Genomic DNA, 20,886 nt, shown 5'->3' on the forward strand with positions numbered 1-20,886 from the left:
TGGCTTTGGTCAGCTGTTCATTGTTGTGTTATGGATTCAGTTTTGAGGGAACGCAATGTTTCTTCAATTAAATAGAAAATGTGCGGTGGCAAGGGCAAGAAGGTCACACCTGTTCCCATCCCGAACACAGAAGTTAAGCTTCTTAGCGCCGATTGTAGTGAAGGGTTCCCCTTTGTGAGAGTAGGACGCTGCCGCGCATTTTTACATTATTCCGCAATAGCTCAGTCGGTAGAGCGCTTGACTGTTAATCAAGATGTCGTAGGTTCGAGTCCTACTTGCGGAGTTTTTTCTTTGCCGTCTTAGCTCAGTCGGTAGAGCGTCACCTTGGTAAGGTGGAGGTCGTCGGTTCGATCCCGATAGATGGCTTAATAAAATAATTTGTATTATTTAATCGGAATAAAATTAAAAGGTGCTGTAAATATTTGCATAAGCAAATATTTACAGCACCTTTTTTATTTGAAGGATGCAGGAGTTTTTTAATAGATAAGACCAAAGGTCACTGACGCTTTTATTTTATAGTTCGCTTTAAATTGAGAATAAAGAGTCTGTAGCAATTAATCTATCGATTGATATTATACAAGCGCGATTGACTATGATAAACTGAAACAATAAAACGTTTTCAGAAGGAGTGTTAGTGTGAGAAAAGTAAAAATTGCTAATACAGATTGGGAAGTTTCAGAAATTGCTCTAGGGGTTATGCGAATGAATGTATTATCATCCCAAGAAGCAAAATCAGTTATCGAAGCTGCAATAGAGAATGGTATAGATTATTTTGATCATGCAGATATTTATGGTGGCGGAGAATCTGAACAAGTTTTCGGATCAGCTTTTACTGAGTTAAGTATTCCACGTGATTCAGTATTTTTACAATCTAAAACTGGAATCATTCCTGGTAAAATGTATGATTTTTCTAAAAAACACATAATCGAGTCTGTAGATGGCAGTCTAAAACGGTTAAAAACAGATTATCTTGATGCTTTGCTATTGCATAGACCAGATACCTTAGTCGAACCAGAAGAAGTTGCTGAAGCATTTGAGCAGTTAGAAGAGCAAGGAAAAGTTAGAAGCTTTGGAGTAAGTAATCATAACCCCATGCAAATTGAATTATTGAAAAAATATGTAAGACAACCACTTTTAATAAATCAGTTGCAAATGAGTGTAACTCATCATCCCTCTATAAATGCGGGGTTTAATGTAAACCGTACAAATCAAGAAGCTATAGTTAGAGAAGGGTCAATTCTTGAATATTGTCGAGTAAATGATATTACAATTCAACCATGGTCACCATTTCAAGTGGGAAATGAAAAAGAGGGCATTCTTTTTGATCATCCTGACTTTATAGGTTTAAATGAAGTTCTTGCAAAGCTAGCTGAAAAATATAAGGTGGAACGTGAAGCAATTGCAATTGCATGGCTACTTCGCCACCCAGCAAAAATGCAACCGATAATAGGAAGTATGAACCCTAAACGTATTGCTATCACGTGTCGAGCTTCTGATATTAAGTTGTCACGAGAAGAATGGTATGAAGTTTATCGTGCTGGGGGTTTCCAATTACCATAGTATTAATTTAAATAAGCTATTGCTAAAAGATCTTACAGATGTTATACTGTTAGAATTGTTAATTTAGATGCGTATACGGTGATGAAAATACTTTATATATTTTCTTGACAAGCTTATTTCTAAGTGTTAAGATATTAAGGTTGTCACATTGATAGCGACATAACATCTGTAAATTCTTTTTAAAAATAATTTCAAATAAGTGTTGACATATTGAACAACACATGTTATTATTTAGAAGTTGTCACGAAGAGTAGTACACGTAACACGTGATAACCTATTGACCTTTGAAAACTGAACAAAGAATGAACGAACCAAACGTGCAGGGCATCCTTCGGGATGCACAATTAGTCGACAGGTAACTGTCGCAACACAAGTAAGTCAGCAACAAATGAGCAATTAAACGTATCATTATGGATCTCTGTACAAGAATCCATTATTAATGAGAGTTTGATCCTGGCTCAGGACGAACGCTGGCGGCGTGCCTAATACATGCAAGTCGAACGAACGGAAGAAGAGCTTGCTCTTTGGAAGTGAGTGGCGGACGGGTGAGTAACACGTGGGTAACCTGCCCTTCAGTGGGGGATAACATCCGGAAACGGGTGCTAATACCGCATAGGTTCTTTTTCCACATGGAAAGAGAAGGAAAGACGGCCTTTGTGCTGTCGCTGAGGGATGGACCCGCGGCGTATTAGTTAGTTGGTGGGGTAAAGGCCTACCAAGACCATGATACGTAGCCGACCTGAGAGGGTGATCGGCCACATTGGGACTGAGACACGGCCCAAACTCCTACGGGAGGCAGCAGTAGGGAATCTTCCGCAATGGACGCAAGTCTGACGGAGCAACGCCGCGTGAGTGAAGAAGGTTTTCGGATCGTAAAACTCTGTTGTCGGAGAAGAACACGTAAGCGAGTAACTGCGCTTACCATGACGGTACCCGACCAGAAAGCCACGGCTAACTACGTGCCAGCAGCCGCGGTAATACGTAGGTGGCAAGCGTTGTCCGGATTTATTGGGCGTAAAGCGAGCGCAGGCGGTTCTTTAAGTCTGATGTGAAAGCCCACGGCTCAACCGTGGAAGGTCATTGGAAACTGGGGAACTTGAATGCAGAAGAGGAGAGTGGAATTCCATGTGTAGCGGTGAAATGCGTAGATATATGGAGGAACACCAGTGGCGAAGGCGACTCTCTGGTCTGTTATTGACGCTGAGGCTCGAAAGCGTGGGGAGCAAACAGGATTAGATACCCTGGTAGTCCACGCCGTAAACGATGAGTGCTAAGTGTTGGAGGGCTTCCACCCTTCAGTGCTGCAGTTAACGCATTAAGCACTCCGCCTGGGGAGTACGGCCGCAAGGCTGAAACTCAAAGGAATTGACGGGGACCCGCACAAGCGGTGGAGCATGTGGTTTAATTCGAAGCAACGCGAAGAACCTTACCAGGTCTTGACATCCCTTGACACGCCTAGAGATAGGCCGTTCCCTTCGGGGACAAGGTGACAGGTGGTGCATGGTTGTCGTCAGCTCGTGTCGTGAGATGTTGGGTTAAGTCCCGTAACGAGCGCAACCCTTATTGTTAGTTGCCAGCATTTAGTTGGGCACTCTAATGAGACTGCCGGTGATAAACCGGAGGAAGGTGGGGATGACGTCAAATCATCATGCCCCTTATGACCTGGGCTACACACGTGCTACAATGGATGGTACAACGAGCCGCTAACCCGCGAGGGCATGCGAATCTCTTAAAGCCATTCTCAGTTCGGATTGCAGGCTGCAACTCGCCTGCATGAAGCCGGAATCGCTAGTAATCGCGGATCAGAACGCCGCGGTGAATACGTTCCCGGGTCTTGTACACACCGCCCGTCACACCACGAGAGTTTGTAACACCCGAAGTCGGTGGGGTAACCCTTAGGGGAACCAGCCGCCTAAGGTGGGACGGATGATTGGGGTGAAGTCGTAACAAGGTAGCCGTATCGGAAGGTGCGGCTGGATCACCTCCTTTCTAAGGAAAAATCGGAACCTGCCGGTTCGTTCATTCTTGTTCAGTTTTGAGAGGTCAACTCTCATTTTACACTTGTTCCTTGAAAACTGAATACCATAACATGAAAGTAACAAAGAAAGACCAAAACATTTATACCGCGTTCATAGAGGATTATTCCCTATGATGGCCAGCAATGGCCGAAACTTGACTCAGGTTAAGTGAATAAGGGCGCACGGTGGATGCCTTGGCACTAGGAGCCGATGAAGGACGGGACTAACACCGATATGCTCCGGGGAGCTGTAAGTAAGCTGTGATCCGGAGATTTCCGAATGGGGGAACCCCATATCTGTTATAGGATATGACGTAGACGTGAATACATAGCGTGTACGAGGTAGACGCAGGGAACTGAAACATCTCATTACCTGCAGGAAGAGAAAGAAAAATCGATTCCCTGAGTAGCGGCGAGCGAAACGGGAAAAGCCCAAACCAAAGAGCTTGCTCTTTGGGGTTGTAGGACTGGGACATGGGATGGCGTGAGATAGCAGAAGCCAACTGGAAAGTTGCGCGATAAAGGGTAAAAGCCCCGTATGCGAAATTGACCGTCACCCTACCAGTATCCTGAGTACGGCGGAACACGCGAAATTCCGTCGGAATCCGGGAGGACCATCTCCCAAGGCTAAATACTCCCTAGTGACCGATAGTGAACCAGTACCGTGAGGGAAAGGTGAAAAGCACCCCGGAAGGGGAGTGAAAGAGTACCTGAAACCGTGTGCTTACAAGTAGTCAGAGCCCGTTAATGGGTGATGGCGTACCTTTTGTAGAATGGACCGGCGAGTTACGATCCCATGCGAGGTTAAGCTGAAAAGGCGGAGCCGTAGCGAAAGCGAGTCTGAATAGGGCGAAGAAGTATGTGGTCGTAGACCCGAAACCAGGTGACCTACCCATGTCCAGGTTGAAGGTGCGGTAATACGCACTGGAGGACCGAACCCACGTATGTTGAAAAATGCGGGGATGAGGTGTGGGTAGCGGAGAAATTCCAATCGAACCTGGAGATAGCTGGTTCTCTCCGAAATAGCTTTAGGGCTAGCCTCGGACGTATAAATCATGGAGGTAGAGCACTGTTTGGACTAGGGGCCCTTCTCGGGTTACCGAATTCAGATAAACTCCGAATGCCATTGATTTAAGTCCGGGAGTCAGACTGCGAGTGATAAGATCCGTAGTCGAAAGGGAAACAGCCCAGACCACCAGCTAAGGTCCCAAAGTATCTGTTAAGTGGAAAAGGATGTGGGGTTGCATAGACAACTAGGATGTTGGCTCAGAAGCAGCCATCATTTAAAGAGTGCGTAATAGCTCACTAGTCGAGTGACCCTGCGCCGAAAATTTACCGGGGCTAAACAGATCACCGAAGCTGTGGACAGAACCATTGGTTCTGTGGTAGGAGAGCGTTCTAAGGGCGTTGAAGCTGGACCGTGAGGACTGGTGGAGCGCTTAGAAGTGAGAATGCCGGTATGAGTAGCGAAAGACGGGTGAGAATCCCGTCCACCGTATGACTAAGGTTTCCTGGGGAAGGCTCGTCCTCCCAGGGTTAGTCGGGACCTAAGCCGAGGCCGATAGGCGTAGGCGATGGACAACAGGTTGATATTCCTGTACCAGTTGATTTTGTTTGACCAATGGAGGGACGCAGGAGGCTAAGGAAAGCGTGCGATCGGAAGAGCACGCCCAAGCAACACGTCTAGTGGTGAGTCAAATGCTTACCGCTGTGAAGGACAAGTTGTGATGGGGAGGGAAATTTAGTACCGAAGTTCCCAATGTCACACTGCCAAGAAAAGCTTCTAGTTAGAAATCAACTGCCCGTACCGCAAACCGACACAGGTAGTCGAGGAGAGCATCCTAAGGTGAGCGAGCGAACTCTCGTTAAGGAACTCGGCAAAATGACCCCGTAACTTCGGGAGAAGGGGTGCTGACCACATGGTCAGCCGCAGTGAATAGGCCCAAGCGACTGTTTATCAAAAACACAGGTCTCTGCTAAATCGAAAGATGACGTATAGGGGCTGACGCCTGCCCGGTGCTGGAAGGTTAAGAGGAGAGGTTAGCCGCAAGGCGACGCTTTGAATTGAAGCCCCAGTAAACGGCGGCCGTAACTATAACGGTCCTAAGGTAGCGAAATTCCTTGTCGGGTAAGTTCCGACCCGCACGAAAGGCGTAACGATTTGGGCACTGTCTCAACGAGAGACTCGGTGAAATTATAGTACCAGTGAAGATGCTGGTTACCCGCGACAGGACGGAAAGACCCCATGGAGCTTTACTGCAAGTTGATATTGATTGTTTCTGCTACACGTACAGGATAGGTAGGAGCCGTAGAAGTCGGGACGCTAGTTTCGATGGAGGCATCATTGGGATACTACCCTTGTAGCAGGACCAGTCTAACCCGCCACCCTAATCGGGTGGGGAGACAGTGTCAGTTGGGCAGTTTGACTGGGGCGGTCGCCTCCTAAAGAGTAACGGAGGCGCCCAAAGGTTCCCTCAGAATGGTTGGAAATCATTCGTAGAGTGCAAAGGCAGAAGGGAGCTTGACTGCGAGACAGACAAGTCGAGCAGGGACGAAAGTCGGGCTTAGTGATCCGGTGGTACCGCATGGAAGGGCCATCGCTCAACGGATAAAAGCTACCCTGGGGATAACAGGCTTATCTCCCCCAAGAGTTCACATCGACGGGGAGGTTTGGCACCTCGATGTCGGCTCGTCGCATCCTGGGGCTGTAGTCGGTCCCAAGGGTTGGGCTGTTCGCCCATTAAAGCGGCACGCGAGCTGGGTTCAGAACGTCGTGAGACAGTTCGGTCCCTATCCGTCGCGGGCGTTGGAAATTTGAGAGGAGCTGTCCTTAGTACGAGAGGACCGGGATGGACACACCTCTGGTGTACCAGTTGTTCTGCCAAGAGCATCGCTGGGTAGCTATGTGTGGAAGGGATAAACGCTGAAAGCATCTAAGCGTGAAGCCCCCCTCGAGATGAGATTTCCCATCATCTAGAATGAGTAAGACCCCTGAGAGACGATCAGGTAGATAGGCTAGGAGTGGAAGTACAGCGATGTATGGAGCGGACTAGTACTAATCGGTCGAGGACTTAACCACGAATAAAACAAGGTGGTTGTAATGGCTTTGGTCAGCTGTTCATTGTGTTATGGATTCAGTTTTGAGGGAACGCAATGTTTCTTCAATTAAATAGAAAATGTGCGGTGGCAAGGGCAAGAAGGTCACACCTGTTCCCATCCCGAACACAGAAGTTAAGCTTCTTAGCGCCGATTGTAGTGAAGGGTTTCCCTTTGTGAGAGTAGGACGCTGCCGCGCATTGAATAAAGGCTATAGATTCTAAATGAATCTATAGCCTTTTTGTTTGTTTTTAGGAGTAACCATGCTAAGCTAACAGTAAATAAGTAATGGAAGGTGAAGCAAATGGAATTTGAAAAATATAAGAATGGCTATCACAAGCTTGATGATATGGGTGATGTGATTGCTGAGATTACTTACCTACCAGTAGATGATCATACGGTTATTGCTAATCATACGTATGTGAGACCAGATTTCCGTGGACAGGGTGTTTCGCAAAAAATACTGGATCATTTTGTTGATGAAATGAGAAAAGAAAATAAGAAAATCATTCCAAAGTGCTCTTTTGTTGTTGCGATGTTCAAGCATAATCAAGCTAAGTATGAAGATGTTATCGCTGAAGGATATAAGAAGTAGATTGTATTGAGTACATATGAATTAGTTTGTAGAAAAGTATCTTTTTATAAGGTGCTTTTTTATCTTTACATGCATAAACAATAATTATAGCTTATAGTAGGTTATATATGTTACTTTAATTAAGAAAGGAGCGAGTAAAATGTGGCAAGCCTTTAAACTTGTTTTTGAAGAAAAAAAGATATGGGTCACACTAGGTGGGAGCGTGCTCTTTTCTTTTGTATTAGCTATGGGTGTTATTCTTCTAGATACACGCTTTATTTTAACATTGGACTATTTTCCTTCCTTCCTACTAACCAGTGTTAACCTAGCCAAGTCCATATTAAGTCTGCTAGCAGGTTCACTATTCTCGGTAGCGACATTTACCTTTGCAACAATGTTATCCGTTATTTCATTTTATTCTTCAAATTTTAGCCCGCGGACTGTTGAAAATTTTCTTTTGCATAAAACTTCTATGCAGACGCTAGGTATCTTTTTAGGAGGATTTATTTATTGTCTATCATCTCTCTTCTTTATGCGTAGTTCTGAAGATGAATATTTAGTTATTTCGGCAACTATTGCTCTTTTTTACGCACTAGCATGTGTTTTTTATTTTATTAAGTTTGTCTACAATGTTTCTACTTCAGTACAGTTAAATAAACTGGTTGATCGACTATATGAAGAAGCAGACGGTGTTTTTAATGAAACCATCAAATACTTCAAAGACATGCCAACATACGATCATCTTCCCCAGATAGAAATGCTTCACTGGTACAATCTTCATGCTAATAAAAGTGGTTATGTTGAGCATGTTAACTTTAATCGGCTTTTAGATCTTAGCAAAGAATATGAAGGTGTATTAATTCTAAACTTTAGAGTGGGTGAATTTATTTCGCACAATCAGCCGTTAGCAGTATTACACACGAACAAAAAAATAGACAATATCGGTAATTTACAAGAATCTATGAATCAATGTTTTACTTTTGAAACAGAGCCTTCAACCATGTTTGATCCGAATTTTGCGCGTCAGAAATTAATTGAGATTGCCCTTCGAGCTGTTTCGCCGGGTATTAATGACCCCAATACTGCTATCCACATATTACGGTATAAAGCGCTTTTGGACGTTAAATTTGCACGTTTACCAGGACGGTTTGTTTTAATAAGTGATGGCGATAAAGATTCTTTTGAGCAAGAGGGTGGCGTATTCTATGATTTTAATAACTTTTCCAAAGATCTATATCAAAGTAACTGGCAATTAATCCATTATATGAAGACAGATATTTCGGGTGTAGTAGCTCTCTTAGACTCTGTATTGATGATTGCTTACGGAGCTGAACAAAAGAAATTAGGCTATCTTAAAGATTATAGTTATTACCTTTGTAACTTAACAACCCCAAACTTCACAGAAGACTGGGATATCCAAAATATTAAAGAGCGACAAGAGCGTATTTTAGCGATTAATGTTGATGAAGAAAAATAAAAGATATAAGAAAAAGCTGATAAAAAGTTTAATTTTTTATCAGCTTTTTCTTTTTTTGACGATTTAAGGTTAAACGATAAAGTCTTTCTAGACGAGGGCGATTAAAACGTTGTGCCATAATAAAGGGGACATTTGCTATAAGCGCATAGACAATCATAATAAGGCCTGCCCAGATAGGATTCCAAATAAAAAATAGAAAAGCAGGTGGAATTAGTAACCAGTGAGTGAGTTCAGCACGTTTGGTTTCAATAATAAATTTATTAATGCTTTCTAAATCGGTAGCAGGTAAATGAGTCTTATTATATCCTTCGCTAATAATCATCGTTCCATCAGGAAGAAATTTTTTCCAATCTTTAATCCTAAAGAGAGACTGCCAAATACTACCGTTTTTCTCCCACTTCCAAGAGGTGAAACCTTTTTGCGTTTTTTCATACCAACTATCTGGTACTTTCATCAGCAACAAGGAGATGGTCATATGAAAGAAAAACCACGCCACAATATCGAGGATAATAATCCATAACATTGGTAGGTCAACAAGCATACGAATCGCCTCCTACAAATTGATTTTTCGACCTTTCCAAGAGACAGATTGGAAAAAATGCGTTTGGATGGTTGACCAAATGAAAGTAGCTACAAAATATAAAAAAAGAATGGGATAACATAAGATAGCAACCCAATGAAACTGACCAGCTTTTTGTGACATGATTAAAAACTGCATAAAATATAAAAGATACCCAGCTAAAGCGATTAAGATAATAGGTATGTCTCCTTGAAGAAGGGCTATAATAAAATAAAAGAAAGTGATGAAGGCGCCGCTAATCCACAGACTTATTCCCATGATGATGGCCGGATGTGTAGATCCAGAAGCAGAGGCGAAGCTCTTTGACCAGCCTTGTGTCAATAGTCGCAGACCATCTGGATACATCCGGAAATGCAAGGTACCTTTTCCACCATAAAGGGTAAGAGGATACTGGTTATCTAAAAAATATTTGCCTAAAGCGATATTTTCCATAATAGAGTCCTTTACTTGTTTGTGACCACCTAATTTAAAATAAATAGTGCGATCACAAAGGAAAGATGGACCGAAGGCACCGGCGGCTTCCAGTCTTTCACCCAAGAAGGAGAAGCGGTTCATACCTGTTAAAACAAGGATATTAAAAATAACTGAAAAGTTTTCGTAAGCAGACCGAATGACATGATAGGGCTGAATAGAAAGCACGCCCCTAGCACCGGTATTTTGATAGGTCTGAACAATAGCTGCTAAACTATCTTTTTCGGGAAGAAATATATCTGCATCTAGAAATAGCAACCACTCTCCATTGGCTTCTTGGGAACCTCTCCAGCAAGCTGCAGACTTCCCAACCCAATTAGTCTCATCGACTAGGAAAGCGAGCACACGGGCACCGAATTGCCTTGCAATTGCAGCGGTGTTGTCTTGAGAGTCATCATCTACGACAATCACTTCAAGCGGCTTCAAGGACTGCTTGTTAATGGATTCCAAAAGGATGGGTAAGTTATGAGCTTCATTTCGAGCTGGGATAATAATCGAAAACGATTTAGTCTTCGTAGAAGGATTAAAATCTCTTTGTAGAGTGGGAACTTTCCAAAGAATTAACCAGCCGCTAATGTAAATTAAGAGAAAAATAAAAATGTAGACATAAATCACGAGTGTGTCATCCTTTCTAAGCTTTTCTCTTTAATTATTACGTTCTTTCTTGCTGATTTTATCACTCACTTGTTGCCCACTTAATGTAACCATTGGCATCCCACCACCAGGGTTTACCGTACCACCGACAAAATAAAGATTGTTATAAAGCTCACTTTCTTTGGGATGTTTGAAGCCTTTATTCTTTTTACGATTTGAAACGGTACCGTATATAGCACCGTGATGAGAGTAGTAATTTTTCTCAATATCTTCAGGGTACCAGACATTCTTGGTAACGATTCTTTTACGTAAGTCCGTGAGTCCCATTTTTTCCAGTTTATCAAGAACGCGTTCTTCTAGCGCATCGTATTCTGCCGCCGTAAAAGGTTTGTCCTGGATATAAGGAATATGGGGAAGGATTTTAATGTTTTCATGACCGGGAACTGTTTGAGTGGGATCAGTTTTATTTACATTAACTAAGTAGATAGTTGGGTCAGTAGGAAGTTCATGTTTGTGGAAAATTTGCTCAAAGTTATTTTTTGAGTTATTAGAGAAGAAAAAGTTATGATGCGCGAGTTGTGGGTATTCTCCCTTAACACCTAGGTGCAAGACTAGACCAGAACTAGCAGGTTCAAATTTCTTTTCTAATTTTTCAGTGAAATCTTTTTCTTCATGCAAGAGTTTTTCATAAGCGGGAATAACTTCCATATTGGAAACAAAATAATCAGCTTGTAGAAGTGTTCCGTCAGCTAATTCTGCACTTTTAATGCGTTTGCCGTCTGTATTTAAACGGACTACTTCCTGTCCTGTATGGAAATTTGCCCCTATTTCTTTTCCTAAACGGACGATCCCTTCAGCAATGCCATGCATGCCTTCTGGCACATACCATACGCCTTGCGCATGCTGCATATAAATCATCATATTCAAAATAGCAGGAGCATCATCAGCGGAGGACCCGACATATTTAATGAAATAGGCAAGCATATCCGTTAATTTAGGGTTTTTAATACGTTTATCAATGGCATCGTACATAGTAGAAAAGTAATCAAATGATTTCAAAGAGCCAATAACTCCATGATGTTGAATCACTTCTTTCAAATTATCGAGTCCTTCTTTGAAATAGCCTTCTTCCGTTGCATCGTATAAATCTTTTGCATATTCCAAGAAAAGACGATAATCCTCCATATCTTCTGCGGTTAATTCTTTATTCATTTGAGCCATTTTTTCAAGGTTACCATATAAATCAATAACCGTATCATCTGGAAAGAAAGAGCGCCATTGGAGCTCCACTTCAACTGTTTTGATATAGTCATCCATATCTACACCACTCTTAATAAAGAGTCTTTCGAAAATATGCTTCATAGTTAAAATAGACGGCCCTAAGTCGAAACCAAAGCCATCTTGGTTTAAACGATTTAGTTTGCCACCCAAATGTTCATTTTTTTCATAAAGTGATACATCAAAACCTTCTTGTGCTAAGGATACAGCTGCAGAAAGGCCTCCTAAACCACCACCGATCACTACAACTGTTTTCTTGTTTTCCATTTTAATCACTCCCATTTTCTATAAAAACTGTTTCAATCAATCTATCATACTAACATCATCATACTCAGTGTCTTTAATGATGTAAAGGTTTACTCTATTAAATTACTTGAATTAAAAGAAATGAAAGGAATTGTTGGGTTTTTGTTTACATCGTACAAGATATAAAATATGATAGAGGTATCAAGACAATAAATTAGAAAAGATGGTGACTAAATTGAAAACAAACAAACGCGTAATTGTAATAGGAGCGGGTGTAGCAGGACTGTCAACAGCGATTCGACTCCAAAAAGAAGGCTATCAAGTAGACCTTTTTGAAAAAGAAAGTTTACCAGGCGGTAAAATGAACCAAATTGAAAAAGACGGCTTCCGTTTTGATGTTGGACCGACAATTGTGATGATGCCAGAAATATATCGCGAAATTTTTGAAATTGCTGGAAAAGATCCAGAAGATTATATCCCAATGAAGCGCATTGATCCGATGTATCGTTCTTACTTTGATAAAGGACAAGATTATATCGATGTTTCATCTGATTTGACTAAGTTAATGAAAACGCTTGAAGACATTGACCCAGAAGATGCGGCAGGATTTTTGAGATATTTAAGTAGTGTCTATGACCGCTTCTTAATTGCCAAAGATTATTTCCTCCAACGTCCTTTCCGTGATAAAAAAGATTTTTACAATCCTTTTATGCTTAAGCAAGGCCTCAAATTAAAGACATTCGATAGTGCAACGAATTCTATTTCTAAATTTGTCAAGAATGAGAAAATTCGTAATATGTTAACCTTCCAGACTCTGTATATTGGTGTTAGCCCCAATAACGGCCCATCACTCTACACCATTATCCCAATGATTGAATTACTATATGGTATTTGGTATATCGAAGGTGGCATGCACAAAATGGCAGAGGGAATGGCTTCAGTTTTAGAGGACTTGGGTGGCAAGATTCACTATGATTCAGAGGTCACTGAAATCTTAATTGAAGATGGTAAAGCCAAAGGGATTGCTGTAAATGGACGTCAAGAGTTAGCAGACTATGTTATGTGTAATGCAGATTTCCCTTATGCAATGAAGAGCTTGGTTAAAGAAAAGTCAGCTAAAGGCAAGTATACCGATCAAAAAATTGATAAAATGAAATATTCGTGTTCTTGTTTCGTTATGTATTTAGGAATGGATCGCCAGTACGATGAACTTGAGCATCTCCATACCTTTATTTTTTCAGATGATGTAGATAAGAACTTAGAACAAGTTTTCTCTGGTGAGGTAATTGAAGACCCATCCGTTTATGTGGTCGCTTCTTCCAAAGTAGATCCAACAGCTGCACCAGCAGGGAAAGAGAACTTGTATATTTTAGTACCTGTTGCGGAATTATCAACTGCAAAATACGATTGGGAAGATGAAGTAACCGTCCAATATTACCGTAAGAAAGCATTGGATGCAGTTAGCAACTTACCTGGTATGGCAAATATCGAAAATGAAATTATTTCGGAGAGTATGATGACACCGATTGATTTTAAAGAACGTTTCAATGCCTATAACGGTGCTACTTTTGGCCTACAACCAACGCTTACACAAAGTAACCACTGGCGTCCACAAGCAAAAGCAGAAGCATGCGAGAACCTTTACTTTACCGGAAGTAGCACACATCCGGGTGCGGGAGTCCCAATTGTATTGTTATCTGGAAAAATAGCAGCAGATGAGCTTATGTTAGATGATCGCGGCTGATAGGGGAAAGGGTGATAAAAATGATTGCAACGGACCTGAAGCATGATTATGCTTATTGCGAAGCGGTTATAAAAACGTCATCCAAAAGTTTTTATACAGCATTTTCGAAATTGCCAAAAGGTAAAGCGGAAGCTGTCTATGCAATTTACGCTTTTTGTCGTCAAGCAGATGATACAGCAGATGCACAAAAGCCTATTGAAGAAAAGAAAAAAAATCTAATAAAATTAGAAAAAGACTTACACGCATTTGTAGCGGGAAACACACCTAATCATCCTATGTGGCGAGCTTTGCGCGATGTGTTTCACCGTTATCGAATGGAACCAAAACCATTCTTCGACCAATTAGAAGGGCAAAAACGTGACTTGTCTTTTAAAGAAATTAAAAGCATGACTGATTTAAAAGAATATAGCTACTACGTTGCAGGATCAGTTGGTTTAATGTTGTTGCCTGTTCTAGCATCAGATCAAGACGACCGTAAGCCTTTAGAAGCGAGTGCGATCTCTCTGGGGGTAGCGATGCAATTGACGAATATTTTACGAGATATAGGCGAAGATTATCGTGATAATAATCGTGTTTATATTCCTTCTGACTTATTAGAAAAATATAGAGTAGATCTTCCGATGATTATGCAAGAAGGACCTAATGATCGTTTCATTGCCTTGTGGGAAGAAATTGCTCATGAATCTCAAACCGGGTACCGTGAATTTTGGGAAAGTATCCAACTCTATGATAAGGATTGCCGGTTTCCTATCTTAGTTTCTGCCAAGCTCTATAGTGCGATTATGGATAGTGTTCGTCAGAACGGGTACGAGTGTATTAAGACTAGAAATTATGTATCCGAGCGAAAAATGGCAGCACTTGTTCTAGAAGCAAGAAAACAAGCGAAGGCATGGTAAAGAGTATGGATAAAATGATATTTGAGCGAAAATTAGAAGACCATTTATGTTTTCATTTATATCGCGCCTCTAAAGAGATGGGTAAGCTCTATTCCCAAGCACTTAAACCTTTTAAACTAACTTTTTCGCAGTACCTAGTACTTCTAGCGCTATGGGATAAAGATGGTATATCAATCAGTGATATCGGCGGGCGTACAGGAATGGGAATAGGAACACTTAATCCCATACTAAAACGTCTGGCTTCTCAAGAGTGGATTCAAAGACAACCACATGAGTCTGATAAACGCACGATGCTGATTTATTTAGCACCTAAAGCAAGCGAAACAAAGTACGCCATTAACCAGGCTATTTTAAAAAAATTAGAACATGTTCAGTTTGAAGCTATGAATGTGTCGGTATTAGTGAAACAATTAGGTCTTCTTCAAGAACAATTAGGGAAACTAAATCTTCAAGATGATGACTCTTAGTCAACTATAAAAGAAAGGAGAAAAAATGATGACGACTAAAACAAAAGCGTGGGTTAATTTAGGATTATTACTTGTGACATTGGGTGTCAATTTTCTAGGTGCGGCAGGTTACATTAACGATTCCTCACAAGCAGACGTCTCTGCTCGATTTCAAACGTTAATTACACCGGCTGGCTTTACATTTAGTATCTGGAGTATTATCTATGGGCTGATGATTATAAGTTTAATTGTGATGATTGTTAAATATAAAGATGATTATTATCATCAAGCAATCGAAGCTATAACGCCATTACTTTGGATTACCTTCGCAGCAAATATGGTATGGATTGTCACTTTTTCTTATATTCTAGTGGGTATTTCAACCATTTTTATTGTAATTTATTTGTTAGGTCTCACTTCTATTTTGATGAAACTGTTATCGCTTAATAAAGAAAGACGTTGGTTACTGCCGCTTACTTTTGGGATGCATGGAGGATGGTTATTTATTGCAACCTTAGTAAATATTAGTGCTTTCTTAGTTAAAATTGAATGGAGCGGTTTTGGTATTTCCGAAACAACATGGACTATCATCACTATGATACTTTCAATCGTAATTGTTATCTATGTCTTATCTCAAGTAAAAAATGCGACTTTTACACTTCCTATTGCATGGGCTTACTTTGGGATTTATAAGGAATTGCAAGCAGCAGGTTCTTATGGAACTTTAGAAGTGATTGCTTTAATTAATATGGCTTTATTAATAGCAATGGCGGTTTATGTATTCGTACGTAATAAGAATAGTATCTTACCCATTCTGGATAGACAAACAAGAGAGGTTTAATAAATTGAATATTTATGATATTGAAGTGACACTCGAAAATGGCGAAACCTATACCTTAGATCGCTATAAAGGTAAACCTTTATTAATTGTTAACACTGCTACTAAGTGCGGTCTGGCAGGCCAATTCGAAGAAGTGCAAGGGTTATATGAAGCCTATGAAGACCAGGGGCTTGTGGTACTAGGCTTTCCCTCGGATCAATTTAAACAAGAAGTCAGTACAGCTGAAGAAGCTGTTGAATTTTGTCGCTTAACGTATGGGGTAACTTTCCCTATGCATGAAATCGTTAAAATAAACGGCGCAGATGCGCATCCCCTCTTTAAGTTACTAACCGAAGAGACAAAAGGAGTTATGGGTAAAGCAGTCAAATGGAACTTCACTAAATTTCTAGTGGATAAAAACGGACATATTGTTAAACGCTTTGGACCTACGGCAACTCCACTAACCTTTCAAGAAGAGATAAAAACGTATTTGTAATAAATAAAAAGAGGGACCACGTAAAATTCTACGTGGTTCCTCTTTTTTACTAGACTATTAAAGCGATATTTTTGTTTTAATCAAGCAACCTACGGTATACTGTTAATAAGTAAGTAAAGAAAGGGAGAGATAAAAGTATGGAAGAGAAAGACACTGCATTGTTTGAATCATTTACATTTCCTAGTGGTGTAACGATTGAGAACCGTTTATTAATGGCTCCAATGACAACAAATTCATCCTTTATTAATGGGATGGTCACAACAGATGAATTAAACTACTATCAACGTCGTACCAAAGGACTAGGAGCCGTGATTACTTCATGTGCACATGTTTTGGAAAATGGCCGTTTCCCCGGTTCGTTGAGTGCGGCTTCTGATGAAATGATACCAAGTCTAAAAAAACTAGCTGATACCATTCATGAAAACGGCACGAAGGCAATTTTGCAAATTTTCCATGTGGGTCGCATGGGCTCAAGCGAAGGGTTGAAGGGCTTGCAACCCGTGAGTGCCAGTGCTGTTGCTTCACTACGTCCGAATGCAGAAGTGCCGCGTGCTCTAGAAAGTCAAGAGGTAGAAGAGGTCATAGAAGCATTTGGCCAAGCAACGCGTCGTGCGATAGAAGCAGGTTTTGATGGTGTAGAGCTTCATGGTGCAAATACCTATCTCATACAACAATTCTTTTCACCACATTCCAATCGCCGCGAGGACAAATGGGGCGGTACACGCGAAGCGCGTATGAAATTCCCGCTAGCAGTTGTGGATGCTGCAAAAAAAGCAGTTACAGAACATGCAACAAAACCATTTGTTTTGGGCTATCGTATTTCCCCAGAAGAATTAGAAAATCCAGGCATTACTTTTGAAGACACAGCTGCTTTATTAGAGCACCTAACGCAAAAAGACTTAGATTATATCCATTTGTCGCTTGGACACTATCAACAATCATCTATTCGCGATCAAGCAGACAAAGAACCAATGCTTGATAAAGTCTTAGCAGTAATTGATAACCGGGTACCCGTCATTGGGGTTGGACAAGTCCATACACTAGACGAAGCGGCAGAGGTAGTAGCATCTGGTGCATCCCTTGTAGCAGTAGGGCGCCAACTGATTGTCGAACCGGATTGGCTTGAAAAGGAAAAAAACAATCAACCTATTCGTTCAGCACTTTCAAATGAAAGCCGTTCAGACTTAGCTATCCCTAACATGATGTGGGCTTACCTAAAAAGCGTTCCAGGTTGGGTGCCATTTAAATAAAAAATATCAACCATTACATGCTCGTAATGGTTGATATTTTTATTTTCTTTTAACTTTTATCAACGCATTACTGATAACCGGCGCCAAGATGGCGGCAACAACAGCTTCTGCAATTCCGCTCGTTGCGACCACGGTAGCAAGGACACCCATGAGATTAGTAGCTGGTACGCCTAAGGCTTCTGAGTACTCTTGCCCAAATAAGAGAGCAATAAATCCCAGAACAAGTAAGGTGTTGGTCAAAGAGCCTACTACCGCTCCGATAACCATTCCACGCTTTGTATTGCCTTTTTTATGGAAAAATTGAAAAACCAAACCAGCTGTTAAGCCAATTAAGATTCGGGGAACAAGTGCAATCAAGGGATTGGTGAATAAGAGCAAATCAAGAGGTGAAGCTGGCAAAGTATACGCCTTAATCATACGAACGAGCCCCCAAATACCTCCAACAATCATCCCGTCTTTTATTCCCAAGACAAAAGTAGCCACAATAACAGTTATATGAATAATAGTTGGGTTAAGCGGAGGAATAGGAATATTTCCCAGAAAAGGAACGAAGTTTTGGATAATAATGATAGCAGTTAAAATACCAAGAACCGCAATACGGTAAGTTTTATTTTTAGAATTCTTCAAGTCGGTAACCTCCTTTTAGATGTTCTCTACATATTACCAGATTTTTTTGAGAGTTAGAATAGTCTTGCACTTATAGATGCTAAAATGATTCATTTAGGTTAGAATAACATTAGAATAGATCATTTATAAAAGGAGATGGAGAAAATGGAAGAACTCAAGAAAATCTTTTTAGCTGGCGTTGGAATCACCTCTACCTCTGTTGAAAAAGCAGAGAAGTTAATCGATGAAATGGTCGATAAAGGCAAAGTGACGGTGCAAGAAGGCAAAGAGTTGCAAAGTGAACTAACTCGTAAAGTAACAGACAAACGTCCCCTTCAAAAGAGCGAATTAGAAAATTTTGGTTATGCTAAAAAAGAAGATTTAGATGCTCTCAATGAAAAATTAGATCAATTAAACGAAAAATTAGATACACTACTAAATAAATCGTAAAGATAGGTAGGAGAGAATGATGGCAAATGATAAACGTTTAAGGGAAATCGTACGAACACTTTCGAGTTACGGGCTTCGTTTCGTTTACCACCATAAAATTCAAAACCGTGAAGATGCTGTTGAAATAGATGCAGTCAATTTACGGAAGGCTTTTGAAAAGTTAGGTCCAAGTTTTATTAAAATTGGCCAAATTCTCTCTACACGTCTGGATATTTTACCGCAGGCTTTTATTGATGAGCTGGCGCTGCTGCAAGACCGTGCACCAGAATTTCCTTTCTCAGAAGTGGAGCGCATTTTCTTTGAAGACACAGGTTTGTCTTTAGGCGAAGTTTTTTTGAAGTTAGAGGAAGCACCTCTAGCAAGTGCATCCATGGCCCAAGTGCATAAGGGAATCTTACGAACAGGTGAAGAAGTTATTTTGAAGGTTCAAAGACCCGTGATTGATAAACTACTCATTCGGGACTTGGATATTCTAATCCGTTTGAGTGATTTCATCCCTAAAGGCATTGTGGATGTCATTGATCCCAAAGAAGCTTTGCAACAAGTTAAAGATGCAACACTGGTTGAATTAGACTTTCAAAATGAAGCGAAATTGCTAGCAGAGTTTAAGGAGCTAAATAAAGACGTTGCATGTGTAGGTGTTCCAAAAGTTTATGAAGGTCTGACGAAACGGCGGATTTTAGTAGAAGAATATGTTGAAGGTACAAAAATAAATAATCAAGCGGCTTTGGAGAAGCTTGGTTATGATATGGAGGATATTAGCCAAAAATTAATTCTTTCCTATTTAAAACAAGTCTTTAAAGATGGATTTTTCCATGGTGACCCACACCCGGGTAATTTTATTATTAAAGAGGGGAAAATTTATTATATTGATTTTGGTATTATGGGTCGTTTGACAGAGACAACACGACTTGAACTCAATCATCTTATCGAAGCATTGGCGATTCGTGATATTGATTTAATGGTCGACAGTTCGTTAAAGTTGGCAACACCGCGTTCACCGTTAGATAAACGAGAACTTTATAAGGATTTAGAACATATATTTGATGTCTATCTGACTGCAAATATGGGTTCTATTCGTATCTCAGAAGCCTTAACGGACTTTATCCGAATGTTTAAACGGCATAATATGGTCATTCCCAGCGATTTAACTATCCTTGCGAAAGCGTTATCAATTTTGGAGGGTGTCTATCTGGATTTGTCCCCCGATTTAAACCTTATCGAAACAGCCAAAGATTATTTAGCAGGAAAACTGACTGTAACGAGCTTATTAGAAGGTATTGATAAAGATCGCTTGGCTATGGACAGTTATATTTTTCTGAAGGAGACCAAGGCCCTGCCAGCTACTCTCTCTGGTTTACTAAAACAAATTGTCAATGGACGCTTGCGAATCAACATTGACACAGACGACTTAGATGAAAAATGGGTTGATTTGAAGAAGATGTTCAACCGCGTTGTCATGTCCTTAATTATTGTTGGACTACTCTTGTCTTCTGCAATTATGTCTGGAACCAGTGGTGGTCAAGTATTAGGCCAAACAGGTTTTGTTATTTCCGGTTTATTCGGTATGTGGTTGCTATATTCTATTTTTCGTTCTGGCAATTTGTAGCGCTTTCTAGAGCCAGTAAACGGGGCAAACCAGTCGTGGTTGCCCCGTTTATTTATTTTAACGCGATAATTTTAAGTAGTAGTGAGCACGCGTCGCTTTTTTATAAGGAATGACGTAAAGAGCAACGAGCCCAAAGGTTAAGAGAGAGGCTAAATTCCATAAAATAAAAGAAAAATCGAGGATGAACAAATCAAATTTGTAACCCTCCGTCATTTTTCTGGATAGCAAGATGGCTTCAGAAATAGAAATATTGTTGTCCTCCGCTAAAATATAGGGAACAAAATAATATGCATAGGACATTACGATACCTGGTATAATAAAGAGTAGCGTCCATAAAAACGTATAGATTGAGACCAATAACATGGCACCAATATCGCGTAGCCATAACTGATTTTTAAACATACTGTCTTTCATACTAGAATAGGTGTTGGTCGTCAGATGAATAGCTAAGCGTGTAAAAGGAACCACTAAAATGAGTTGAATCAAATCAAATAAACGTGCTTGCAAGTGAATATTTCTTGAAACATAACCATAAACATCGGTTTGATTTGTTTGTGAAACGAATTGGTAAGACGATAAAATAATCGTTACAACAGCAAAGAGTAGCCAAGGTGAATAATTTTCACGAATATCTGCTTTTGCTTGCTGTTTTAAGTTAGCATGATTCATCTGATCC

General features: G+C 40.6%; 16 protein-coding genes, 2 tRNA genes and 4 rRNA genes. 17 read left to right on the forward strand and 5 right to left on the reverse strand.

Annotated features, from left to right (window positions below; translation table 11 throughout):
- The first annotated feature begins 81 nt into the window (after positions 1-81).
- The 9 genes from rrf (BW727_RS09990) (at position 82) to BW727_RS10030 (ending at position 8,724) form a co-directional block, all read left to right on the forward strand.
- Positions 82-197 (forward strand): 5S ribosomal RNA (gene rrf, locus BW727_RS09990).
- 13 nt (positions 198-210) lie between these two features.
- Positions 211-283: transfer RNA gene (locus BW727_RS09995), tRNA-Asn, on the forward strand.
- 10 nt (positions 284-293) lie between these two features.
- Positions 294-366, forward strand: a tRNA-Thr gene (locus BW727_RS10000).
- 270 nt (positions 367-636) lie between these two features.
- Positions 637-1,560 carry an aldo/keto reductase gene (locus BW727_RS10005; RefSeq protein WP_062472221.1) on the forward strand — a complete coding sequence of 308 codons (924 nt, stop codon included), beginning with the start codon at positions 637-639 and terminating at the stop codon, positions 1,558-1,560.
- A gap of 435 nt (positions 1,561-1,995) precedes the next feature.
- Positions 1,996-3,549: ribosomal RNA gene (locus BW727_RS10010) — 16S ribosomal RNA — on the forward strand.
- Positions 3,550-3,740: 191 nt separating this feature from the next.
- Positions 3,741-6,656, forward strand: a 23S ribosomal RNA gene (locus BW727_RS10015).
- 100 nt (positions 6,657-6,756) lie between these two features.
- Positions 6,757-6,872, forward strand: a 5S ribosomal RNA gene (gene rrf, locus BW727_RS10020).
- Together the 16S, 23S and 5S rRNA genes with 2 tRNA genes alongside form the textbook arrangement of a ribosomal RNA operon.
- A 105-nt stretch (positions 6,873-6,977) precedes the next feature.
- Entirely contained in the window at positions 6,978-7,268 is a 291-nt protein-coding gene (locus BW727_RS10025; RefSeq protein ID WP_062469141.1) for a GNAT family N-acetyltransferase, read from the forward strand.
- 139 nt (positions 7,269-7,407) lie between these two features.
- Positions 7,408-8,724 carry a DUF2254 domain-containing protein gene (locus BW727_RS10030; protein ID WP_062469144.1) on the forward strand — a complete coding sequence of 439 codons (1,317 nt, stop codon included), beginning with the start codon at positions 7,408-7,410 and terminating at the stop codon, positions 8,722-8,724.
- 28 nt (positions 8,725-8,752) lie between these two features.
- Here the strand turns inward: BW727_RS10030 and BW727_RS10035 are convergent, their stop codons facing one another.
- From BW727_RS10035 to BW727_RS10045, 3 genes are read right to left on the reverse strand one after another with little or no spacing between them, the layout of a single operon-like run.
- A complete protein-coding gene (locus tag BW727_RS10035) occupies positions 8,753-9,265 on the reverse strand; it encodes a glycosyl-4,4'-diaponeurosporenoate acyltransferase CrtO family protein (RefSeq protein ID WP_149025748.1) in 513 nt (170 codons plus the stop codon).
- A gap of 12 nt (positions 9,266-9,277) precedes the next feature.
- Positions 9,278-10,390 carry a glycosyltransferase family 2 protein gene (locus tag BW727_RS10040; RefSeq protein WP_062469150.1) on the reverse strand — a complete coding sequence of 371 codons (1,113 nt, stop codon included), beginning with the start codon at positions 10,388-10,390 and terminating at the stop codon, positions 9,278-9,280.
- Positions 10,391-10,420: 30 nt separating this feature from the next.
- On the reverse strand, positions 10,421-11,914 hold the full coding sequence (locus tag BW727_RS10045) for a phytoene desaturase family protein (protein WP_062469158.1): 1,494 nt from the start codon (positions 11,912-11,914) through the stop codon (positions 10,421-10,423).
- 202 nt (positions 11,915-12,116) lie between these two features.
- Between BW727_RS10045 and BW727_RS10050 the strand changes: the two genes are divergently transcribed.
- The 6 genes from BW727_RS10050 to BW727_RS10075 all read left to right on the forward strand — a co-directional run bounded on the left by BW727_RS10050 (position 12,117) and on the right by BW727_RS10075 (position 17,545).
- A complete protein-coding gene (locus tag BW727_RS10050) occupies positions 12,117-13,637 on the forward strand; it encodes a phytoene desaturase family protein (protein WP_062469161.1) in 1,521 nt (506 codons plus the stop codon).
- 20 nt (positions 13,638-13,657) lie between these two features.
- Complete coding sequence (locus tag BW727_RS10055) at positions 13,658-14,533, forward strand: phytoene/squalene synthase family protein (protein ID WP_062469164.1); 876 nt, start codon at positions 13,658-13,660, stop codon at positions 14,531-14,533.
- A 5-nt stretch (positions 14,534-14,538) separates the two neighbouring features.
- Positions 14,539-15,000 (forward strand): MarR family winged helix-turn-helix transcriptional regulator, encoded by a 462-nt coding sequence (locus BW727_RS10060; RefSeq protein WP_159443139.1) that lies wholly within the window; start codon positions 14,539-14,541, stop codon positions 14,998-15,000.
- Between the two features lie 28 nt (positions 15,001-15,028).
- Positions 15,029-15,820, forward strand: a complete 792-nt coding sequence (locus BW727_RS10065; RefSeq protein ID WP_062469169.1) for a hypothetical protein — start codon at positions 15,029-15,031, stop codon at positions 15,818-15,820.
- A 4-nt stretch (positions 15,821-15,824) separates the two neighbouring features.
- Positions 15,825-16,295, forward strand: coding sequence for a glutathione peroxidase (locus BW727_RS10070; RefSeq protein ID WP_062469172.1), 471 nt, complete (start codon positions 15,825-15,827; stop codon positions 16,293-16,295).
- A 137-nt stretch (positions 16,296-16,432) separates the two neighbouring features.
- Positions 16,433-17,545, forward strand: coding sequence for an NADH-dependent flavin oxidoreductase (locus BW727_RS10075; RefSeq protein ID WP_062469175.1), 1,113 nt, complete (start codon positions 16,433-16,435; stop codon positions 17,543-17,545).
- Between the two features lie 39 nt (positions 17,546-17,584).
- Here the strand turns inward: BW727_RS10075 and BW727_RS10080 are convergent, their stop codons facing one another.
- On the reverse strand, positions 17,585-18,172 hold the full coding sequence (locus tag BW727_RS10080; protein WP_062469178.1) for an ECF transporter S component: 588 nt from the start codon (positions 18,170-18,172) through the stop codon (positions 17,585-17,587).
- Positions 18,173-18,316: 144 nt separating this feature from the next.
- On the opposite strand from BW727_RS10080, the gene BW727_RS10085 reads away from it, so the two are divergent.
- Positions 18,317-18,601 (forward strand): phasin family protein, encoded by a 285-nt coding sequence (locus tag BW727_RS10085; protein ID WP_062469180.1) that lies wholly within the window; start codon positions 18,317-18,319, stop codon positions 18,599-18,601.
- A gap of 19 nt (positions 18,602-18,620) precedes the next feature.
- Positions 18,621-20,210 (forward strand): ABC1 kinase family protein, encoded by a 1,590-nt coding sequence (locus tag BW727_RS10090; protein WP_062469183.1) that lies wholly within the window; start codon positions 18,621-18,623, stop codon positions 20,208-20,210.
- Between the two features lie 57 nt (positions 20,211-20,267).
- On the opposite strand, the gene BW727_RS10095 is transcribed toward BW727_RS10090, so the two are convergent.
- Positions 20,268-20,879, reverse strand: coding sequence for a DUF975 family protein (locus BW727_RS10095; RefSeq protein ID WP_062469185.1), 612 nt, complete (start codon positions 20,877-20,879; stop codon positions 20,268-20,270).
- Positions 20,880-20,886: the final 7 nt, after the last annotated feature.

The organism is Jeotgalibaca dankookensis (assembly GCF_002005405.1).
GTDB classification, from domain to species: domain Bacteria; phylum Bacillota; class Bacilli; order Lactobacillales; family Aerococcaceae; genus Jeotgalibaca; species Jeotgalibaca dankookensis.

What these genes read in the sequence shown, in the direction of transcription:
- BW727_RS10030 (WP_062469144.1), top strand. Translation starts at nt 7,408, where the DNA reads ATGTGGCAAGCCTTTAAACTTGTTTTTGAAGAAAAAAAGATATGGGTC.
- BW727_RS10055 (WP_062469164.1), top strand. Translation starts at nt 13,658, where the DNA reads ATGATTGCAACGGACCTGAAGCATGATTATGCTTATTGCGAAGCGGTT.
- BW727_RS10035 (WP_149025748.1), bottom strand. Translation starts at nt 9,265, where the DNA reads ATGCTTGTTGACCTACCAATGTTATGGATTATTATCCTCGATATTGTG.
- BW727_RS10045 (WP_062469158.1), bottom strand. Translation starts at nt 11,914, where the DNA reads ATGGAAAACAAGAAAACAGTTGTAGTGATCGGTGGTGGTTTAGGAGGC.
- BW727_RS10090 (WP_062469183.1), top strand. Translation starts at nt 18,621, where the DNA reads ATGGCAAATGATAAACGTTTAAGGGAAATCGTACGAACACTTTCGAGT.
- BW727_RS10025 (WP_062469141.1), top strand. Translation starts at nt 6,978, where the DNA reads ATGGAATTTGAAAAATATAAGAATGGCTATCACAAGCTTGATGATATG.
- BW727_RS10060 (WP_159443139.1), top strand. Translation starts at nt 14,539, where the DNA reads ATGGATAAAATGATATTTGAGCGAAAATTAGAAGACCATTTATGTTTT.
- BW727_RS10050 (WP_062469161.1), top strand. Translation starts at nt 12,117, where the DNA reads ATGGTGACTAAATTGAAAACAAACAAACGCGTAATTGTAATAGGAGCG.
- BW727_RS10065 (WP_062469169.1), top strand. Translation starts at nt 15,029, where the DNA reads ATGACGACTAAAACAAAAGCGTGGGTTAATTTAGGATTATTACTTGTG.
- BW727_RS10095 (WP_062469185.1), bottom strand. Translation starts at nt 20,879, where the DNA reads ATGAATCATGCTAACTTAAAACAGCAAGCAAAAGCAGATATTCGTGAA.
- BW727_RS10085 (WP_062469180.1), top strand. Translation starts at nt 18,317, where the DNA reads ATGGAAGAACTCAAGAAAATCTTTTTAGCTGGCGTTGGAATCACCTCT.
- BW727_RS10075 (WP_062469175.1), top strand. Translation starts at nt 16,433, where the DNA reads ATGGAAGAGAAAGACACTGCATTGTTTGAATCATTTACATTTCCTAGT.